Origin of the sequence: Microcoleus sp. B13-B6 (assembly GCF_036705405.1) — a bacterium.
Classification (GTDB): domain Bacteria; phylum Cyanobacteriota; class Cyanobacteriia; order Cyanobacteriales; family Microcoleaceae; genus Microcoleus.
The window spans coordinates 1-21,100 of sequence record NZ_JAUBUJ010000127.1 but is presented as its reverse complement, the minus strand read 5'-3'; the positions used below and the strand labels follow the sequence as shown (position 1 = coordinate 21,100).

General features: G+C 50.2%; 10 protein-coding genes. 3 read left to right on the top strand and 7 right to left on the bottom strand.

What is annotated here, in order from left to right:
* Nucleotides 1–370: 370 nt before the first annotated feature.
* Nucleotides 371–2,524, top strand: a complete 2,154-nt coding sequence (locus tag QUB35_RS34820; RefSeq protein WP_333146959.1) for a polyribonucleotide nucleotidyltransferase — start codon at nt 371–373, stop codon at nt 2,522–2,524.
* Between the two features lie 358 nt (nt 2,525–2,882).
* Here QUB35_RS34820 and QUB35_RS34815 read toward each other — a convergent pair whose 3' ends face one another.
* The 5 genes from QUB35_RS34815 to QUB35_RS34795 form a co-directional block, all read right to left on the bottom strand.
* A complete protein-coding gene (locus QUB35_RS34815) occupies nt 2,883–4,133 on the bottom strand; it encodes a Rid family detoxifying hydrolase (protein WP_333146957.1) in 1,251 nt (416 codons plus the stop codon).
* 301 nt (nt 4,134–4,434) lie between these two features.
* Nucleotides 4,435–9,750 carry a response regulator gene (locus QUB35_RS34810; protein WP_333146955.1) on the bottom strand — a complete coding sequence of 1,772 codons (5,316 nt, stop codon included), beginning with the start codon at nt 9,748–9,750 and terminating at the stop codon, nt 4,435–4,437.
* A gap of 51 nt (nt 9,751–9,801) precedes the next feature.
* On the bottom strand, nt 9,802–10,620 hold the full coding sequence (locus QUB35_RS34805) for an HNH endonuclease (RefSeq protein WP_333146953.1): 819 nt from the start codon (nt 10,618–10,620) through the stop codon (nt 9,802–9,804).
* 140 nt (nt 10,621–10,760) lie between these two features.
* Nucleotides 10,761–13,853: a methyl-accepting chemotaxis protein gene (locus QUB35_RS34800; protein ID WP_333146952.1), complete on the bottom strand. Its 3,093-nt coding sequence runs from the start codon at nt 13,851–13,853 to the stop codon at nt 10,761–10,763.
* Nucleotides 13,854–14,000: 147 nt separating this feature from the next.
* Nucleotides 14,001–14,534: a chemotaxis protein CheW gene (locus QUB35_RS34795; RefSeq protein WP_039887356.1), complete on the bottom strand. Its 534-nt coding sequence runs from the start codon at nt 14,532–14,534 to the stop codon at nt 14,001–14,003.
* A gap of 538 nt (nt 14,535–15,072) precedes the next feature.
* Here QUB35_RS34795 and QUB35_RS34790 point away from each other — a divergent pair.
* Entirely contained in the window at nt 15,073–15,249 is a 177-nt protein-coding gene (locus QUB35_RS34790) for a hypothetical protein (RefSeq protein WP_333146950.1), read from the top strand.
* On the opposite strand, the gene QUB35_RS34785 is transcribed toward QUB35_RS34790, so the two are convergent.
* Nucleotides 15,235–16,473 (bottom strand): response regulator, encoded by a 1,239-nt coding sequence (locus tag QUB35_RS34785; protein WP_333146948.1) that lies wholly within the window; start codon nt 16,471–16,473, stop codon nt 15,235–15,237. The two genes, QUB35_RS34790 and QUB35_RS34785, sit on opposite strands and share 15 nt — an antisense overlap.
* Nucleotides 16,474–18,107: 1,634 nt before the next feature.
* On the opposite strand from QUB35_RS34785, the gene hmpF reads away from it, so the two are divergent.
* Nucleotides 18,108–19,853: a pilus motility taxis protein HmpF gene (gene hmpF / locus QUB35_RS34780; RefSeq protein WP_333146946.1), complete on the top strand. Its 1,746-nt coding sequence runs from the start codon at nt 18,108–18,110 to the stop codon at nt 19,851–19,853.
* Here the strand turns inward: hmpF and tilS are convergent.
* Nucleotides 19,850–20,995 carry a tRNA lysidine(34) synthetase TilS gene (gene tilS / locus QUB35_RS34775; protein WP_333146944.1) on the bottom strand — a complete coding sequence of 382 codons (1,146 nt, stop codon included), beginning with the start codon at nt 20,993–20,995 and terminating at the stop codon, nt 19,850–19,852. The two genes, hmpF and tilS, sit on opposite strands and share 4 nt — an antisense overlap.
* Nucleotides 20,996–21,100 lie beyond the last annotated feature (105 nt).

Sequence of the window (21,100 nt, the reverse complement as noted above, 5' to 3'; positions counted from 1 at the left end):
ACCCCTACTCCCCGTGCCCGCCCTCTTGGCTAGGGGGGATCGGATTCTATGCAACCTCATAAAAAATTGGTATTACGGCTTATTCCCTGTCCTAGATACCTAAATCCCTCTTCCTTCTTCCTTCAACGTCCCAATTCCCAAACGAAAATTCATCGTACCATCTATGGAAGGCGTTTAGCGGACGATCGACCGGAGAATCGACCCCAGACTGCAAAAAATAATTCGAGAGTATAAATGCTTATAAGCCTGACGCAGACAGTGGATCGCGGGGCGATTATCCCTGTCTTTTGGCGTCGGACTCTCAAACATCCTGTGGTAATGTTACGATCCCGACAGAGAAAGAATGTGGTAGATAAGGAAGCAGTGCTACATGGTAGAGATAGACAAGTCAATATCCTTCGATGGACGGGATATTAGACTGAAGATTGGTTTACTAGCGCCTCAAGCAGGCGGTGCAGTTTTGATTCAGTCGGGTGACACGGCGGTTTTGGTGACAGCGACTCGATCGCAGGGGAGAGAAGGAATTGATTTCCTGCCCCTGTTGGTGGATTACGAAGAGAGACTCTACGCTGGCGGTAAAATTCCCGGTGGATTTTTGCGAAGGGAAGGGCGTCCCCCAGAAAAAGTGACTTTGACTGGTCGTTTGATCGATCGACCGCTGCGCCCGCTATTTCCAAGCTGGCTGCGAGATGACATCCAAGTTGTAGCAACAACGGTTTCGATGGACGAACAAGTGCCACCGGACGTTTTGGCGGTGACGGGGGCTTCGGTGGCGATACTGCTGGCGAAAATGCCGTTTTACGGGCCGATGGCGGCGGTACGAGTCGGTTTGGTAGGGGACGATTTCATCATCAACCCCACCTACAGCGAAATCAAAGAAGGCGAGTTGGATCTCGTGGTAGCTGGTTCTCCTGATGGAGTAATCATGGTGGAAGCCGGCGCTAACCAATTGCCAGAACAGGATATCATCGAGGCGATCGACTTCGGCTATGAAGCAGCCTGTGACTTGATTCAAGCCCAGCGCGAAATTATGGCCGAATTGGGCATCGATTTGGTGGTAGAGGAACGGCCATCCCTAGACTCTGCCCTGGAAAACTTTATTCGCGATCGCGCCCAAGAACCCATCCGCATCATTTTGTCAAGATTTGAAAAAGACAAAACAATACGGAATGCAGCTTTGGACGAAGTTAAGGCAAATGAAGTCGAATCTGCGATCGCCGAACTCCCGGAAGACGATCCGGTAAAACTAGCCGCCACCGCCAACACCAAGGCGATCGGCAACGTTTTCAAAGACGTTACCAAAAAAATGATGCGGAAGCAGATCCTCGAAGATGGCGTCCGTGTAGACGGTCGCAAGCTAGACGAGGTGCGACCCGTTTCTTGTCGCGTAGGCGTGCTGCCGTCGCGAGTACACGGCACTGGGTTGTTTAATCGCGGGTTGACTCAAGTCTTGTCTGCAGCTACCCTGGGAACCCCAGGCGACGCCCAAGACTTAGGGGACGACTTGCACCCGCAGCAAGACAAACGCTACCTCCACCACTACAATTTCCCGCCGTTTTCGGTAGCAGAAACCAAGCCGATGCGATCGCCCGGAAGGCGAGAAATCGGTCACGGAGCCCTCGCAGAACGCGCTTTACTGCCGGTTTTGCCATCCAAAGAAGATTTCCCCTACGTGATTCGCGTAGTTTCAGAAGTCCTTTCTTCCGACGGTTCGACCTCAATGGGTTCAGTTTGCGCCTCAACGCTAGCATTAATGGATGCAGGCGTTCCCCTTTCCCAACCCGTCAGCGGCGCGGCAATGGGCTTAATTAAAGAAGGCGATGAAGTCCGAATTTTGACTGACATTCAGGCAATTGAAGACTTTTTAGGCGACATGGACTTCAAAGTAGCCGGTACCGACACCGGGATTACTGCTTTGCAGATGGACATGAAAATCAAAGGTTTGCCCTTAGATGTAATTGCCAATGCCATCCGCCAAGCCAAACCAGCCAGACTGCACATTCTAGAAAGAATGCTGGCAACCATCGACACTCCCCGCAAGGAAATGTCGCCGTTTGCACCGCGTTTGCTAACCCTGAAAATCGATCCAGAATTTATCGGTTTGGTAATTGGGCCTGGGGGCAAAACCATCAAAGCCATCACCGAAGAAACCGGTGTCAAAATTGACATCGAAGACGACGGAACCGTGACAATTGCTGGCAACGACAGCGAAAAAGCTCAGCGGGCTTACAACATTGTCCAAGGCATGACGCGCAAGTTGAATGCAGGAGACGTGTATGTCGGCCGCGTAACTCGAATTATTCCGATCGGCGCTTTTGTGGAAATTTTGCCAGGAAAAGAAGGCATGATTCACATTTCCCAGTTAGCGGACTACCGCGTCGGGAAAGTCGAAGACGAGTTAGCTGTAAACGATGAAGTGATTGTCAAAGTGCGAGAAATTGACAACAAAGGTCGAATTAATTTGACCCGCTTGAATATTCATCCCGACGAAGCGGTAGCCGCCCGCGAAGCGCTGAATAAATAGTTTACAGTTGGTAATTGGTAATTGCTTTTAGAGTAATTGCTAATTGCTAATTGGTAACTGGTGATTAGTAATTATTAATTGCTAATTGAGATTAAATCTGATTGTTTCAGATTGATTTGGGAGTAGGGTGCGCGACAGCGACAGATCGACTTTGTGCGATCGGCTGTAGAAGTTAATACAGTCGCGCACTTTACCCTCGGCGGTTGCTATAAGTAAACCTTGGAATTATTCATCTCTCTCCCCTCTTCCTCTGCGCCCTCTGCGCCCTCTGCGGTTAAATCGCTCATAAATATTAAAAAAAAAAACTATCCAGAAACCAGACTTCTTGAAAAAGTCGGGCATCTAAAAGAAGATGAAATCAAATCACAGCAATACAGTCAATTTCAACTAACACATCTTTCGGCAAACGCGAAACCTCCACACAAGCGCGCGCCGGTGCAGTTTCCGCATCAAAATATTTCGCATAAACCGCATTCACGGCGGCAAAATCATTCATATCTTTAAGGAAAACCGTAGTTTTTACCACATCCAACCAAGTAGCGCCGGCTTCTGTGAGAATGGCTTCGAGATTTGCCATAACTTGTTCGGTTTGTTTTGCCACATCCTCGGTGTAGACTATATCGTTTAGTCTAATGTCGATCGCAATTTGGCCAGCTACAAACAGCATAGTGCCCGTAGCGGCGATCGCTTGATTGTAAGGGCCCACGGGTGCCGGTGCTTTGTCAGTACGAATAATTTTGCGCGTCATAGATGTTAGTTTTTGGGAGAATTTTTCCGAAGTTTCCGGCTGGTAGAGTTCTGCGTCAGAGGTTTCAGGCTGGTAGATTTCTCCATCAGGCATTGTAGCACCAGTGAAGTCTGCATTTTCGATATTCCAACCATAAGTTCTTGCGTTAGTTAAGTCTGCCTTTTTCAAGTTTGCTCCACTTAGATCGGCTCTACTTAAATTGGCTCCTTGTAGATTAGCTCTTTCGAGATTCGAGCTTTGCAAACAGGCTTTTTTTAGGTTAGCTTCTTCCAAGTTTGCCACACTTAAATCTACATCAATCAACTTAATTCCTGACAAATTGCTTTTTGTCAAATTGACTGCCCTGAGTTTACAAGCGTTGAGATTTGCCTCTAAGAATTTTACACCATTTAGAATTGTTGCAGTTAAATTTGCTTCAGCCAGGTTTGCTCCAGTCAGATGAGCGTTAGTCAAGTTAGCTCTATTTAAGTCGGCCTGAAACAAGGAGGCTCTACTTAGGTTAGTAGCCGTTAGGTTTGCACCACTCAGATTTGCCATCTCAAGATTAGCATTAGTCAAGTTGGAGCCACTCAGATTTGCTTTACTCAAATTTGCACCGTTGAGTTCTGCTAAACTTAGATTACTTGAAGCACAACTTATTCCACTCAAGTTTGCACTTGTCAGGGATGCCCGACTCAGATTAGCATGGTTAATACTCGCATTTGTTAGGTTTATGCCACTCAAATCAGTTCCAGTCAAATTAGCACTCTGTAGGTCGATCCCACTCAGATCAGCACCTTTAAGGTCTACCCCACTTAACCGTTCATTATGAAATTTTCGTTCACCTTTGGCATATCTTTCTAAAAGTTCTTTAGCATCCATAAATCACCTCGATCGCCCTTCCGCTACACCCCACATTCCCAGCCTACCACCAAAACCGAAAGCGCGATCTAAATCCGCATCAATCCATTTTCATCTGCGGTCAATCAACTCCCTTTTTCAACCGCAGATAAACACAGATAAACGCAGATAAATTATATCAAATTCGTCCTTCCTCGGAATCATCGCTCTCTCTGTTCTCTTTCTCTGCGTCCTCTGTGTCCTCTGCGGTTTAATCAATCCAATTTCATCTGCGGTTAACAAATTCCCATTTTTCAACCGCAGATAAAAGCAGATTTACACATTACACACCAACCGGAGCACCAACAACCTCACCTTTCAACATCCGAGAAGCAGCATCAAGCAATTGCTCCTCCAAATAAGGCTTAGTGAAATAGCCCTTCGCGCCCAAACTGTAAGCCATTTGGCGGTGTCTGTCAGCACCGCGAGAAGTTAGCATCGCGATCGGCAATTCACACAAAACAGCATCCTTCTGCATCCGAGAAAGTAGTTCCAAACCGTCCATTCTCGGCATCTCAATATCGCAGAAAACGATATCGCAAGGCAGACCAGATTTCATCTTTTCCCAAGCTTCCTTACCGTCGCGAGCTTCTTCCACACGATAGCCAGACTTCTCGAAAGTAATCGACAAGAGCGATCGCACCGTAATCGAGTCATCGACAATCAGCACAGTCGGCTCAGTCTTCTCGATTTCCGCCTCCGCAGCAGCCCGATCGCCCTCATCCCAAAGCGTACCGCCAGTATCCTTCCGCAGCCTTCCCGTAGCCAAATCGATCAGCTCCAGAACATCCGCAATCGCCACGATCCGACCGTCCCCAAGCACGGTGGCCCCAGCAATCCCGATCGGCTTCGGCACCGGCCCTTCCAACGGCTTGATCACAATTTCCTGTTCCGTCGAAACCTGATCCACCTGCACCGCCAAGAAATTGCCAGCAGAGCGCAGCACGATCACCGAAATCATGTCATCGTCAGTATTAAACCCGTAAACACTGCCCCGACCCAAATGGCGGCTGTAAGCCAGCAGATCCCGCAGCGGCCGGAACGGCAAGCTTTGACCCCGCCACTCAATGCAAGGCAAACCATCCGCCCCCGTCGTCACCTGATCGCGAGGCACATCGATCATATCTTCGACCCCATCCATCGGGAAAGCAATGCGAGCGCGATCGCTAATGCAAGTCAGAGCCTTAGAAATACTCAACACCAGAGGTAAACGGATGGTAAACACAGTCCCCTTGCCGATCGTTGAATCGATCGACACAGTACCGCGAATCTCCTGCAACGAAGTCTGCACCACATTCATACCGACCCCCCGGCCGGCATACTCCGTCGCCTGTTCCTGAGTGCTGAACCCCGGCATAAACAGCAAATCGTAAACTTCCGAGCGAGACATCCTTTGAGCCTGAGCCGCCGTCAGCATACCCTGCTTAATCGCCTTCGCCTTCACCTTTTGCGGGTCAATTCCGGCCCCGTCGTCTGAAACCGAAACCACGGTTTGGTTCCCTTGGTGGAAAGCCCGAATCGTAATCCTGCCGACTGCAGGCTTCCCAGCCGCCAGACGCACCTCCGGCGCTTCGATCCCGTGAGTAATCGCATTGTTCACCAAATGAGTCATCGGGTCATATAGCTGATCCACAATCATCTTGTCGATCAAAATCTCCTTACCCTCAACCTGCAACTGAGCCTGCTTCCCGCACTTAATCGCGATTTCCCGCACCGCCCGGAACAGCCTGTCCGTCGTCTCCGCAAACGGCTTCATCCGGGCGCGAGTCAAACCTTCTTGCAGTTGAGTCGTAACTTGTCGCAGTTGGCGAGTCACCTGATCCGCCTCATCCACCAAAAACTCAATGTCCGCCGCCGACTCCCGCACCCGCACGATCAGCTCAATAATCTCTTGAGCCAAACTGTGGAAAGGAGTAAACCTGTCCATTTCCTCCGGTCTCCAGGCACTTTCCCGAGTGTGGGCCGAATCCTCAGAGCGCCAGGCCGATCGGTGTCCCTGCCGGTTTGCCAGCAAAGCAATCTCCAAAAGACTCCGCTCGTAGAAATCCTGAGTCCGCTGGCTCACATCGCTCAGCAGCGCCACCTGGTGCAGCAAATTGTCCAAAAACTGTCGCATCCGTTCTTGGTCTTGCTCCAAACTGTTGCGGTTCACAACCAGTTCCCCCATCAAATTGCTGAGGTTGTCCAGTTGCTTGACCGGCACCCGCATCGTCTGGTCGCCGAACCCGCCCGCGCGGGGATTCCGCCTGGGTCTGTTGATCGCCGACGGCCCCATATTGCCTTCCCCTTGGCGGCCGCTGTCCTTGGGATCTTCCAGCAGTTTTTCCAAATCGCCAAATTCGTCGTCGCTCTCATCGGCAGCAGTGCGCGGAGCTTTACTAGCAGTTGTCGGTGCAGGAATTTCCGGCATAGTTGCGCTCTCGCTGAGGAGTTCTTCGAGATCCGAGAAAACTTCTGTATTTACCGGACTCTGATTTGTGCTTCCAGAAGCTGCTATGACAGCCCCAGCACCCCCTGCAATTAACAGTGCTTCTAAATCGTCAAAATTTCCTTCGGCATCATCTTCATCGCCTGATTCGCCCTCGGCAAAAAAGTCTGCCAGCGATCCCTCTTCCAACTCCGAGGAATCTGCCTCGGCCGAGTCGTCCTCAGCGTCCCAAAAGCCGGTCGTCAGTTCCGAAGTCACCAGAACCTCAGCATCGATCGAATCCAACAAATCATCAAAACCCTCCAACTCTGCGTTGTTGAGAGTAGCCCCGGTTTCCCTCGCCGAGAGCAAGTCAGCATCGCCCTCCAACATACCATCGAGAGATTCTGCAGGCAGCGGCTCTAAATCCGCACTCAAAAAATCCGTTTCCAGGGCATCAAACAAATCATCTTCGCCCTCAGATTCCCCGGCGGCATCTGTTTCGGCTCGATCGAACAAATCCGCACCCTCCTCGTCGAACAAACCCTCGGCAGGTTCGGCAGACAATTCGTTCACATCCACAGCCGCGCCGTCATCTGGCGCCGTTCCAGCATCGCCTGGGTGTACCATGCCTTCCCCAAACATATCCTCCAAGAAATCGAAAGCTGCGCCCTCATCAGATTCGACATTTGAAATTTCCGACTCAGGACGATCGTCTGACAAAGCCCCAAGTTCAACCTCTGCCGAATTTGCCCAGCCTTGGTCGGAAACAGCCGCACCATTGTTATTGTTGTCGAACAAACTCCCCAAGTCGCCCTCATCAACTCCCACATCGGCACTCAGCAATTGTGAATTCCCATCATTGAGCCAACGCCCACGGCCTTGCCCCGAAGCTTCTCCGTCATACTCAGTACCCGTAGGTACAGAACCGAAAAGCTCAGCCAAATCGGCCGCTTCTCGGGAAGTAGCCATTCCTTGCCCATCCCGCACAGTCTCTTCATCCTCAGAAATCGCGCCAGAGGTCATATCCCCAAACAGCGCATCTAAATCCGTATCGTCCAGATCCAGGTTGAGCGATTGCACAGACTCGTCTTCCATGCCGAAAGCCTCTTCTAGCCAGTTTCCATCCGCAGAGATATCTAAATCAGAATTTGATGTCATGTTAAGAACGTTGCCCATTTCCTCATTTTGTGGGATGCCTGCAGCTCGATCTCGATCGCCCCCGTTCTCCCCAGCTTCGTCTTCTGAAGAAAGGAAATTAGAAGTAATCCCCAACAGCTCGCTCAAATCCGAATCCTCGCCAAGCTCAGAGAGCAACTCGAAATCATCCATTGCAGGCAGAGCAAGGGCTTCGGCATCCCCTAAATCCTTGCCCCCCCCTGCAGGCTTCTTCGATTGTCCGTCTAAAGCCTCAGACTTCAGGGAATACTCCGAAGAGACTGCCGGCCCACCTGTTGTCTCAGATAAGCCTAAATCGCCGAACAAGTTCTCGAAATCAGCATTGTCCTCCGTACCACCAGCAGAAGTTTGGGCAGCCACTTCGTCCAAAAGCGTACCGAGAGCATCTTCGTCAGCTTGTCCCCTGGCTGGGGCCACCGTGTCGTCTCGCCGCTCCAAACGGCCCTTACCGTTACCCGTGTTAAGGTGTTTGCTAGTTAACCGCTGGCTCGAACCCGCATTTTTCTGACCGGGAGCTACTGCCGAGCCCTCTGCCTCGTCTCCAAACAGCAAATCCTCCCCAAACAAACTCGTCAAATCGTCAATCGGAGGCTTCGTGTTCGTTTCGGAACTTGCCGCATCGTATTCGTCAAACAACAAATCAGTAAAATCGCCGGAATTGTCCTCGTCTAACCCCAGCATTCGGGCCGCCGATATCCCAGAAGACTGTGCATAGTCGAGGTCTTCTTCTTCTTCCCAAGCGCCGTCGAGATCCGGGGACTCGCCGTCAAACAAGTCAGCTAAAGTGTTGAGTTCTGCAGCGCCCACTTCCGGGCCGGTGCGGGTCGAGCCTCTAAAAGTACCCGTCTCTATATCCGATTCTGCGAAGGCGGAATCTTCGTCGAAATGGGACGATCGAATGCCATTGTCATCGTTGCTGTCGCCGCTGTCGAGTTGGTCGAACAGCTCGTCTATACTCAGCCCCGAAATAGTCGGCAGCAACTTGTTCAATCCATCCTGGGAATCGCCCGATCCCACCAGATCCCAGGCCTCATCCTCAACAGAAACCACATTTTTCCCGGATTTACTCGGTTGAGCAAAGGCCAGCAAATCTTCAAAATCCGTTTCTGGAACCAGAACAGCCGGCTGCAGCGACAGAAGTTTTTCGCTTGGTGCGATCGACGATTCTAGACCAGAAATTACCAGTTCTTGCGCTTGTTTGATGTCTTTGATCACCGTTGGCGCTAAGGTGCGGTAGGTATTTTCTGGGTTGGCGATCGCCTTGGATACAGCTTGGATCAATGCTATCCAGTAGGGCAGTTCAAATTCTTCCCCTGCCCTGAGCAAGTTCCGACAAATGTTCTTGAGTTGCCGCCTGCTTTCTGGCCCTTCGGGCTGTTTGAACTCTTGCAGGAGTTCCCGCATCCTCGCCGGCACGTCCGACTCAAATACTAGCTGCAGGGCGCTGTCTTCTGTTGCTCTGGCATCAGGTGCGTAAACTGACCGCGAATCTGGAAAACTTCTTGATGAGGCAAACGCCCCGACTCCCACCCCCGCCATAACTGGTTCGGGTACGGCCAGAACGCTGCTCTCGTCTGCATGGTATTCTCCGTGTCCAACGAGTCCCCCCAAGTGCCCGTTGAGTTCTTCAAATACTGGTTCTAATTCTCGAACCATCTGTTCTCCCAATTCTTCTGTCAGTCCAAAAGGCCCCGACAGTTGCTCTAACAGCCCTTGCAATGTGTCAAAAATTCGCAGAAAAAGGGACTCTAGCTGTTGGTCTACTTTAACGCTGCACTCTTTTAAAACTTTAAAACTATCTTCTAGTCTGTGAGCTGTTTGCTGAATGCTGGTCAGCCCCAGCATTGCTGCTCCTCCTTTGACAGAGTGAGCGGCCCTAAATACTTCGTTGACCAGTTCTGGGTCTTCGATCGTGGTTTGCAGATTCAGCAAGCCTTGTTCGATCGTATTGAGGTGGTCTTTTGCCTCCTCAATAAAGTAGCCCATGATCCTCTGTTGTTGCTCCGGTAGCATAGTTTTATTCCTGATTTTAATCGTTATTGTATTGGGTCTATGTTAGTAGTTCTAGAGAAGCTCTTTGTAGATCTCGCCCCTTGCCAAGAGAATAATCTGACTGCGAGATATGGCAAATGTCCTGGCTATTTTTCTTTTGGATATGCCCTCACTTAAAAGATAGCGAATCTCGCGCACCTGTTCGGGTTTGAGTTTGCGGTTAGGACATATCTTGCCGGGAACGAAAGGAAAGCGGTTTTTCTCTATGGCATCGCGGGAGTTATCGGCGGGGGTTCCTTCCCACAAATGGTCAGGATTGACACAACCGCGATCGTCGCAACTGTGACACGCAAAATAACCGGGTTTTACAGGTCTTCCCAGTTTGTGTTCCAGTACAAGTCTGTGGGGATAGAAACTTTGATTTTTCCCGTTAATCTTGATAGTTTTCACCGAGTAACCATCACTTCTTTTAGCCAAGGTACAAATCATGCAGCCGTTCGGCTGTATTTGGACCCGAATGCCTGGAATTACTTCTATGCCTCGCACTTGTTTTTGAGGTTTCGGCGCCGATGTACTTCCGACATCTTTAATACGTCCTTTTTTAAACCTATCTTGAGAATTTTCAAGTCTAGAGCCTTCCCACAAATGGTTAGGATTAATGCAGTTGCGGACATCGCAAGTGTGGCAAGCAAAGTATTCCGGTCTAATCGGACGACCTAAAACATTTTCTAATACTAAACGGTGGACGGTCAGCGTTTTCCATTCACCGTTAATCCGAAGTCTTTTGGTGGCATAGCCCCTGCTGTTTTTTGAGAGGGTACAGATAATACAGCCCGTCGGCTGAATCTCACCAAATATGCCAGTAATTACTTCTACTATGTTGTCGTCCATCGTGCAACTCCTACTTCCTTTAGGTGTTGAAGTGGCAGCCCCGCAGCGGTTTCACGACTGCGAGGTTGCTTTTTGTAGGCCATTATTGCCACACAAAGCTGATTGTAAATCATGCCGCAAAACAAGCATTAGACAATTGATTATTGTCTTTCTGCTGTTTCTACTCGGAATCTTTCCACCGATGTCAAAAGGTCGCGAGCAACGCCCACCAAATTTTGCAAAGCACCCGAAACTCGCTGCGCTTCTTGGGAGGTTTCCTGAGCAGTTAATTCCACTGCTTGCATCACCGAGGCCACGGCGCGAGCTGTTTCGTTTTGCTCTACAGTGTCGGCAGTAATCGATCGCACTAACACGTCAATTCGGTTAGTTACTTGAATGATATCTTCAAGCGATCGCTTCGCCTGTTCTGCCAATTTTGTCCCCTCAATAACCTGCTGCGTCCCTTCTTCCATCGCCGTCATTACCGCGCCGGTTTCGCTTTGAATTTGCATCACGATCTGTTCGATTTCTTTCAAAGACTTAGCCGATCGGTCTGCCAATTGTCGCACCTCGTCTGCCACGATCGCAAAACCCCTGCCCGCTTCCCCAGCTCTCGCCGCCTCAATACTGGCGTTGAGTGCCAACAAATTCGTCCGGGAGGCGATCGTCGCAATTAAAGCCACAATCTTAGAAATTTCTTGAGAAGCTTCCGCCAACCTCTTGACTTTTCGCGTGGTTTCTGCTACCGTTTCTCGAATTTCCAAAATCCCGGCCACCGTCCGCTCCACAGCCTCGCCTCCTTTCAGAGCCGTTGCCGCCGCGCCCCGGGCCACTTCTTCCGCCTCTCTAGCGCTCTCTGCGACCCGCTGAATCGCGTCGGTGAGGACTTGCACGGAATTCAGCGTTGCCGCCAGTTCCTCAGCTTGTCGCAGCGCGTCGGAAGACAAATCGCCCGCAAACTTAGCACTATCCGTAGCGCCTTTGCTGACCTCCCGAGCCGCCTGCTTCACCTGATGGACAATTTCGCGCAGATTTTGAATTGTCAAGTTAAACGAGTCAGCAACAGCACCCAAAACGTCTGCCGTCACTTCCGCAGTCACCGTCAAGTCACCCCGGGCCGCTCCTTCCACGTCGTCTAGCAAGCGAATCACTTGGCGCTGCAAGTCTTCTTTTGCCTGTTCCTGCTCGTCAGACTTGCGCCTGGTATCGCTAATCGTGGTTTGGATGACCTTCGCCATGTGGTTGAATTTAGCAGCCATTTTACCAAATTCATCTTCCGAGTAAACCGTAGCTCGAGCATCCAAAGTCCCTTGAGATACGGCATCGAACTGAGCTTGCAAATTATCCGACGACTTGCGTACCTGCTTGGCGATCAACTGACCGATGCCCCAAGAAGTTAAAAAGCTCGTAAAGCCTGCTGCTGCGGTCATTACCCAGCCTGTTTGGCGCAGGTAAACGATCGCCTCCGGTTTGTCTTGCCGCAGAGCTTGATAGGAGGCAATGTTGGTGACGAAAGCCACAGCTACCAGAGAAACCAGTCCCGCCCCGATTGCCGTGTACAACTGTTTTGTATACAAAGGGGCATTTTCCAAGAAAGCCAGTCCCCCCTGTTCTACTGTTACCGAAGTATCGACCGCTTCTGTTTCGGTGGGAGAAAAACTCGACACAGACGCATCAGCCGGGCCGCTTATGCTAAATATTTCGTCATCCCGAATTGCTGAGCCATCGCTGTTGTCAAAGTCCAGGCTGCTCCCGGTCGTTCCCATCATGCCGCTGGTCGAGTTGCCGAAATTGGTGTTACCTCTAGTCAATATCGAACTGCTGGCATCTTCTGAGATATCAAAGTCCGGCAAATTGCCTAAATCGTCAAACTCGTCAAATTCGTCTAAAAAGTCGCTGTGTTCTTGAGCGTTCCCAGCTTTTGACGACCAGGCGCTGTGGTTCTTGTCGGACGCCCCGAAAGCTGTCGCTTGTTCGTTTTCGTCGAAAGAGAAAGAATCGCTAAAAGCGTCGTCTTCAAAAGCATCTAACTCGAAGTTGTCTCTAGAGCCAAACGCCGGGGGTTCCGAGTCCCTGTAACCGTTGCTGTTGGCGGAGGCGGGATCGACTGAATTAAATTGTCCCCGGCTCGACCTTTGACTTTGAGAGTTGGGGACAGCACCTCCCATCAACAGCGTTTCGTCTTCCGCCAGCGAATAGTTTGACGAGTAGTCCGACCCGTTATTCGGCTGTTTGTTTTGAGGTCGAGAAGACCCGAAACCCGACGAGGGCATCGCCTCGGCAAAGGGGTCTTCCTCTTCGGCATAGGGTGCGTTATGACCGTAATTTTGGCCACTCTGGGGCGGGGATTGGTAGTCGTAGTCCGAGTTATCGTCGAATTCGTCTGGCAAATCGAGCGCAGCAAAAGGTTCGCCAAAATTGTCCGAGGGCCCGATGGGGGAGTCTAGTGGGTTCGAGTCGAAGGAATTCCCGACTTCTGAAGAGGCAAAACTTTGACCGTTGAGCATCTGAGTCGGAGCTTCTGAAAACGAATCTCCTGAGTAAGGTGCGCTTGAACCAGACTGTTTACTGCTAGACAAGTCAGCAGCATCAAACCCTCCATCATCTAAGGCAAAGGGGTCTCCAAAGTCCGAGTCGGCAAACTCGTCTATGTCTAGCGAGTCGGAGTTCTCAGCATAAGCTGCCATTCCGCCGCTGTCGCCACCAAACGGGTTAGAATGTGAAGCTAAATCTGGGACTGAGCCTGCGCCATCGTCGTCTTCTGGTTCCCACCCCAAGCCACTCATGCCCAAGTCGGCCAAGTCCTCGTTTTCCATGTCGTCTGGGGATTGACTTCTATAGGAAAGGGATGGGGAATTTCCTTGGAAAAGTCCCAAATCCGGGTCTTCTAACCCTTCATCGAGTGATAAGTCTGGGTAGAATTCTAATTCCGTTTCAGCAGACAAAGCCTCGAAATTTTCCGTTTGCAGCTCTCCAGATAAAAATTGGTCTGTGTAGGTAATTCCGTTGTGAGCGTGTTCCACCAAACTCGGGTCGTCACTCAGGCCTAGCACAACCGTGTACTGTTCCCGCGCCACCTCATACTGTTGCAGTCCGTAGCAGTAAATGTGTCCGCACAGCAGGCGAGCGCTGGGGTCTTCGGGAAAATCTTCTACTAATTGATAAACTAGGGCTGCGGCTTCTGAATAATTGCCCTCCATGTAGGCCGCTTCTGCCCGTTGGTAGTCCTGCTGAAAGTTGGTACTTGTTGCCATTTGCCGCCCTCTTTGGATTTTAGATTTTAGATTTGAGATTTTTGATTTTTATGTTGAATTGAATGTTTAGATGCGCGCCTCAAGTCGTGTGACTGTTGATGGTTAGACCTCAATCGAAAATCGCAAATCGCAAATCTAAAATCGATTTCACGCTGCCCACCGCGCCGAGCGCAGAATTTTCACTTGATCTAGCAGTCGGAGCACTTTCTGAGCTGGTGCACCTAACATCCATTCTCCCCTCAGAAATGGAATCATGCCGTCTGGTGCATTGTTCTGAGAGTGCAGTTGCTCTACGTCGAGCCAGTCCATCCCCACAATTCGATCGACTGCCAACCCCAAAATCGTGTCTTGGTCTTCCACAGCCACGATCGGGATTTCGGGTCTATCTGTGTTCAGAGGTGTTTGGTCTCCCAGAAATTGGCCGAGGTCTGCCACCCAAATCACTCGTCCTCTCATATTTAGCGTACCTAAAAGCAAAGAGGAAACGTTGGGGATCGGTGTCATGCGGTCTGGGGACGGGGATAGGACCTCTCTAATCCCTGTCGCCGGCAGTGCGAACTCGTTCCCCGAAGGAACGTAGAACCGCAGGTGCAGCTCGCCTTCGGGAGTTTCTAGTTCTTGGAATTCCGGAGCCGGATCTACGCCTAGTCCTGGTAATATAAAGTCTGGGCTACCGCTAATCATAATTCTGACACCTGCATTTCTAGCAAAAATTGTTGAGGTTTCCCGCCAAGAATAACCCGATCGAAACTTCGATGGTCGAAACTTGACACAGCCAAGCTTGACACAGCCAAGGGGTGAATGGCGCGACTGCCGGAGGCCCTTGGCAATAAATTTTCTCCGTCAATAATTGACTGCCATCAATAAATTCGCGCGACCAAGGCTTACAAGTTAGCTCAAATCGACTACGAACAATTAATTTGAAACCCCTAAAGCTTCACTTTGTATTCCCACCGCCGTCTCAATTGGTAAAACTCTGGGTAATTTCTGCGATGAATGCTAAACCGATACGGGCATTAGCGAGGAGTTGTTGACATGGCTGGTGTCGCGACAATCATGAACGGAGCCACTTAAGACTGAGAATTGGACTCTCTGACTTTGTACAGAAATACCTAGCCATAAGTAGCTCTGTACATCAGTTTTTCGGAGCGGCTGCAAGTGGATAACAAGTATATTATATTTGCACTTTGAGCGTGTTAGACCCAGTTGGGTCTAGAAATTGAACAGAGTTTTACCGACGCCCTTATGCCAGCGCGCGGATTTATACATTCTAGTTTATGGTGCGATCGCCAATAGTACCCCCAGCTTTCTGTTTGGGGCGGCGGAGACTCGATTTAACCGCAGGTACAAAAAAGCTCCCATCATGGCATCGGTGCGAAAGTTATTTTTCTTCTAATTGGTCTTCTAGCGAGCGCTCTAATAATCTTTCCGAGAGATTGACCCGAGGGTAGCCCGGGCCCACATATTTTTCTACCAGCATCAATAACTCGCTTTCACCAAAAGGTTTCGTGTAAAAGTCTGTAGCTCCGGCCATGCGGGCTTTAACGCGATCGATAAATCCGTCGATGCCCGTCAGCATAACGATCGGCGTCTGCCGGAAAGCGCTCGAACTACGCAGCATAGCGCAAATTTCGTAGCCGTCGAGTTCCGGCATGGCGATATCACACAGAATTAAATCGGGTTTGAGTGGAAACACCAAACTCAGCGCTTGGAGGGGATTGCCGATCGTAGTAGCTTCGTAACCGTGTTCATTTAAAATTGACTCGACTGTTTTGCGAATAGTATTGTCGTCGTCAATACAGACAACTCTGGGAACCTTGGTTTCTGGGGACGACCATTCTTTTTTGTTGTTGGTGGGGGCAACAGAAGGTTCGTAAAATACTTGCACCAATCCCTGCTGCACAAATGGGTAAATCGCCTTAGCGACAGTCAGCACGTCTCGGTTGAGGTAGCGCGCCATTTGGCGGATCGAAGTGTGCCCGTCGGCCCAGCGTCTGAGAGTATTAAAGGTATTGACAGGCAGCGCGACTCGCAGTTCGGAGGGGTCTGAAATCACCGGGCATTGGTTGGGCGACTGAATGTGAGGGTGAAACTGCTTCCACTGCTGCACCTGTTTGACAATCTTGGCCAGCAGCGAGCTAATTTCTAAGCTGGTCAGTTGAGGAGCCAAAGCTGGGCCCATTTCAAAAGTGAAGGAACCCTGGTGGAGACTGAGCAAGTCAAATAGGGTTTCGTGGATCATGCTCTGGATGATGTTGCGCCCTTGAGCTGGGGTGAGGATGTGGTTTTCTAGCAGGGCCCATAGATAGCCGTATTCTGGGGCATTGGTAGATGCCATATAGGGAACTTGGATTTTGTCGAGGGCGGTATCTGCTTTGTAGCGGCGCAGGTAGTCGCGCAACCGAAACAAACTGCCCGCACTCTGGGTAGCGTAAATAATCTGACCGTTGAAGCAGAAGACATACCAGGATTGTCCTGCAAGGGAGCGCGGCGTAGGTTGAGTACCCGTGCTGCTGCCGGTGGAGGTGTAGGCCTCTACGAACAGTTCTCCGGTTCGCTGACCTAACTCAATCAATTGCAGGATGCTGCGGATGTCTATTTCACTCAAATTTCCCTGCATGCAGCTAAAGTATCCTCCTTAAAACCGTTGGCGTCTGAGCTCGGAAAGACTGTGTGCGGGCGAAAAGATTGACTTTAGTTTCCGTCAATAATTTACGCGCTGATGCTGATCTCACAATTGGGAATTGACGAAAGGGCGATACTTGCTGCCGATCCTCGGCCGCGCTACCAGTCCACAAGCTGAAACCGCGAAACTCGCGGCATTCTCTAAGTGTAGAGTTTCACCTTCTATTCCCACTGTTGCCTATTGCCTAAACTCGTAGAATCCACATCGCACGCTGGCACGGGTTCTTCGAGTGTGCAACGCTGGCATTCCCGACGGATTCAAGCCTTCGATGCCAAAGTTTTGAAGTTTTTGGCTGAGTATGCCGTCAGTTTCTCCAGCACATCTTGGCGTAGGTCAACTTCAAAATACCAAGGATTCTCTGGTTTTACCGCTGCTACCAGCAGCAAGTGCCGATCGATCCCCTATGGGAACTTGAGGCTAGTCTGTTGGGTTGGATGAGTTGCGATCGAGGTTTTTTTGGGTTTGCCACAGCCCTAAAATCAGGTGCAGTCAAAATGAACCTTGGTTGGCAGTTGTCAGGAAAACCCTCAGTGCCGATCGACCTTTTTGCTCGCCCGCGGCTCCGTCATAGGCTCGCGTCATTACCCTATTCTAAGGCAGCGCGGTTCAAATCCCTAGTCCGCCGGAGGATGGCGTCCGCTTGGGGGCAGCGATGGCTTTTCTGACGATCGACCCATAACTAAAGCGTTGTAAAATCTATAGAAACTTTTGGATCGAAACGCCAGAGGCAAGCCCTGGGCTAACGACATGGGGATTTAGATTTGGGGATCAGTCGGTAGGGACTTTTAAGTCTCGTGAAACGATGGTGTTGCTAAAACCAGGGTGGTATAATTGGCAAAGAGCAATTCGCCAGAGTAAGAATAACTTTCAACCCATTGAAATATCCTAGAGGGCGAGCAGCCCCGGCAACGCACTAATCCGATTAATTCGGAATAGTTAAAGGGCAAATAATTGCAGCATAGGTCACGTTCAACCTTAAAAATAGGAAGAACTCAGCAAGTATGCGCTCCAGGAGAAGTAAAGTTCTTTGAGTGAGTAGAGGGATATTTTAATGTCCCGTTGTCGCCTTGAATGTGGGCAAGAATCCCCCGGCTTTAGAGGTGGGGAGGTTCAAGGACTGACCTTTTTCAGGTTTGGCCTATGGCAGTCCCCGCAGTGAGAGCTAGTCTGGAATCAAGCGGCATTGATACTGCTGTCTCATTCCTCCAGACAAGTGCCGGCGGCCGTACTTTCTGGAAGTTCTCCCGTGAGGACGTGCTATGGGTGAGTGCTGCTATAGTTAGGAAAAAATGCTATCCCCCGATTGGGCAAACGATACCAAAAAGTAAGACTTAAGTGGCAAAAAGTTATCCTTACTTGCCTATACTTTTTTACTTTAGGGAAGTTGACTAAAGATCGCACACAATGTTATCTTTAGTCAAGAACCTGGGGCTTAAGGGGGATAGCCTACTTATGTTGGGATTAGCCGTCTACCCAACAGCGTAGGAAGTAAACACCACTTATTTTTTAGGCCTTTAAGTAACTTAAAGTAAGTTGGGATAGGTTTTACGAAGCAGAGGACTATTAGTGTGCTGTATCTAGCGGAAGTACAAAAACAGAAAAGCGGCTTTGGTCTCGGTGGCGGTAAGGCTGAACTGAAACTGCTAGCTTGTCAGCGGGGCGAACATAACTGGAGCGCCGTACCAGGCGATGACGGGATCCCAGTTGAGGAAGCTAATAAGTTTAACGACGGCACGCTGGTGCTGGTTGAGTTGAGCGCTAGCAAGCAAGTGCAGCGGATTCAGGAGGCGGCCCGCCAGTTGGTGAGCATTCTGCAAAATTTCTCGCGATTGCAGGACAAGTTTAAGGATAAGGAAGAGGAAATTGAACAGTGGAAGGCTTCTCTGACGTTTTCGAGTCAGGAACTCAATCGCCGGGAAATGGAAATGCAAGCCCGCGAAGAGCAGTTGGCTCAAATGGAAGAGGAGTTGGAGCGGCTGGAGGCTCAGCGCTCGGAAATAGAAAATACTAGAGATGAAGCTAACCGACTGCGAGAAGAAGTCGATCGCAGTCGCGTGGAAATAGAGACGGCTTGGGAACAGTTGCGGGGCGAGCAGCAACGGGTGGCCCAACAGCAGTCTGAGGTTCCCCAGGGGGCAGTAATTGATGAGCAGCAGACTCAGAGGATTCAGGAGTTGATGCAGAAGTTGGGAGGGGCAATTGCTTCGGCTCAAGGGGTGCGGGAACAACTGAATCAGTCTTTTGGTGCGGTGGGCGCTCAGCAGGCAATTCTGGATCAGCACTGGCAGCAGTTGGAGCAAAAACAGAGCATAGCTCAACAGCAACAAGAAGAAGTCGATCGACAAAATCAGAGCCTCCAAAACCGCTGGCAAGAGTGGTACCAATCTCAAGATGCTTTGGCCGGGGCTCGGGCGGAGCTTAAAGGGCAGCAAAGTACCCTCAGCGCTAAGCAGGATCAGGCTCAGTCCGTGTCTTTGCAGGTGCGGGCTGTTGAGGATCTTTACCAGCAAGTTTCCAGGCTGGCATCTGCTTCGGGTACTGCGGGTACGGAGCAGAAAGTAGATGTGTCAGCTTTGGAGAAGATGCCTGTTGATGAGTTACAGGGGCTGGTGCAACACCTGCAACAGGATTTGGAAAAGGTGTTCCGGTTTGTTAACGATCAAGAGGAAGAGTTGACTCTGCAGCGGGAGACAATCGAGGAGCTCCAAGGGAAAATTCAAGCTGCTAGCGAGTACGATCGCATGGCTTTGGAAAATGAAATGGCAGATGAACTCGAAAGTTATCAGATGTTAAACGAAACTCTGGTGGGACAGCGCCTCCGGTTGCAGGAACGGGAAGATGTTTTAAAGCAGCATCAGGCGGTGCTGTGGCGGCGGCTGGGTACTGCTAATGCTCCAAAACAAGAGCGAGGAAATATTGATTTGGGGCCGATTGTGGCACAGCTCAATACTCAGCGGCAGCAGCAAAGCCAAGAATTGCAAAGACTGGAAAACGAAATTCAGCAGGTGCGGGAAGCAATATCCCAAATTGAGGCAAATGTCAACCGCCAAAATGGGGAAAGTGAGGCGAAACGCTACGAACTCAAGCAGTTAGAGCAGAATTTGTTCAACCAGAAAGGTGCAGTGGCGCAACTCTGGGGCAGGGTGAATGTTTATCAAGAAATGTTGCAGCCGGTGCAGGACAATTTGACTGCGCTACGCCAAAAGCTCGAAGCGGCGGCGGGGGAACTCGATCGGGTGCAGCAGACTGGAGAGGAGCAAGATCGGGTAGTTTCCGATTTGCGGCAAGTCCTTTCGGGTTTGATCACAGGTTAAAATTTAATATGTAAAATTATCGAAGGGTGTTCGACTCGACCGATCGCTCCTCCAGGAAATGGATCGGTTTGCGATCGGTTGGGCGCTACGATTAAGCTGGTTAGTTTTTCTACGCTTTCAAAACTGGGCGCCGAGGGCAATATTTGTTGCAGTAGTTGCCGCATTGCCCGTCGCTGCAAGGCCAGGGGTGCTTCCCGCAAAATCGGGCGATTTAACTTGACGGGAAGTTGAAAATTCACCTGGGGGCTGTCTGCAATTGGAGACATTGCTCGCTGTAGCAAGTCGCTGGCTGCAAGTTCCAGATATTCTACGTCGGCGCGGAGGAGTTCGGCTGTTTGAGCTAGGGCTTGTTGGGCTTTTGGGTTGAAATGAGTTTCCAAATAAGGCAATAATTCCGATCGAATCCGGTTGCGACTATATTGCAAGTCTTGATTTGTGGAATCTTCCCAAATGGGTAGTTTTTGCTCTTGACAAAATTGACCTGTTTGCGATCGAGTTATTTCGAGCAAGGGACGAACTAAATAGATTTTAGATTTTAGATTTTGGATTTTCGATTGGGAATTTTCATCCTGATTTTCCAATCTAAAATCGGCCGATATTTGGGAGTTGGAATTTTCGCCGGAATTCCCCACTCGAAAATCGAAAATCGGCAATCGAAAATCGAGCAGGGGCCGTGTCCAGGTGAGGGCAGAAAGTCCATCGGCGCCACTGCCGCGAATCAGGTTGTAGAGGAGTGTTTCGGCGCGATCGCTGGCTGTGTGGCCTGTAACAATGTAGGGGTAGTTGTGGGCGATCGCAATTTCGGTTAAAGCTTGATATCGCCACTGTCTGGCCGCTGCTTCAGTTTTGGGGATGTCCGAGGCTGTTTCCAAATAGTAGGATATTCCCCAGTTTTTAGCTAATTGTTCTACATGATTGGCCGAGGCTTCCGAGTCAGAACGCCAACGATGATCGCAGTGAACAATCGCTAGGTTCCACCCCCATTTGGGCTGCAAATCTAGCAGTAATTTAATTAAACACAGAGAATCTTGCCCGCCGGATACTGCTACTAGCAATCGCTGATTTGATGGCAATATTTGTCGGTACAGCAGCGTCCTGTGCACTTGAGCGTGGAGGTGCGTCCAATTGGAAGATTCAGCCATGAGAGCAGTTTTTTATTAAGCAAAAATCAGGAAGTTAAGATCGCGAATTAAATAACTTACAATTTTAATTGTTATTGTGGGATGGGCGTCCCGCCCGTCCTTTTT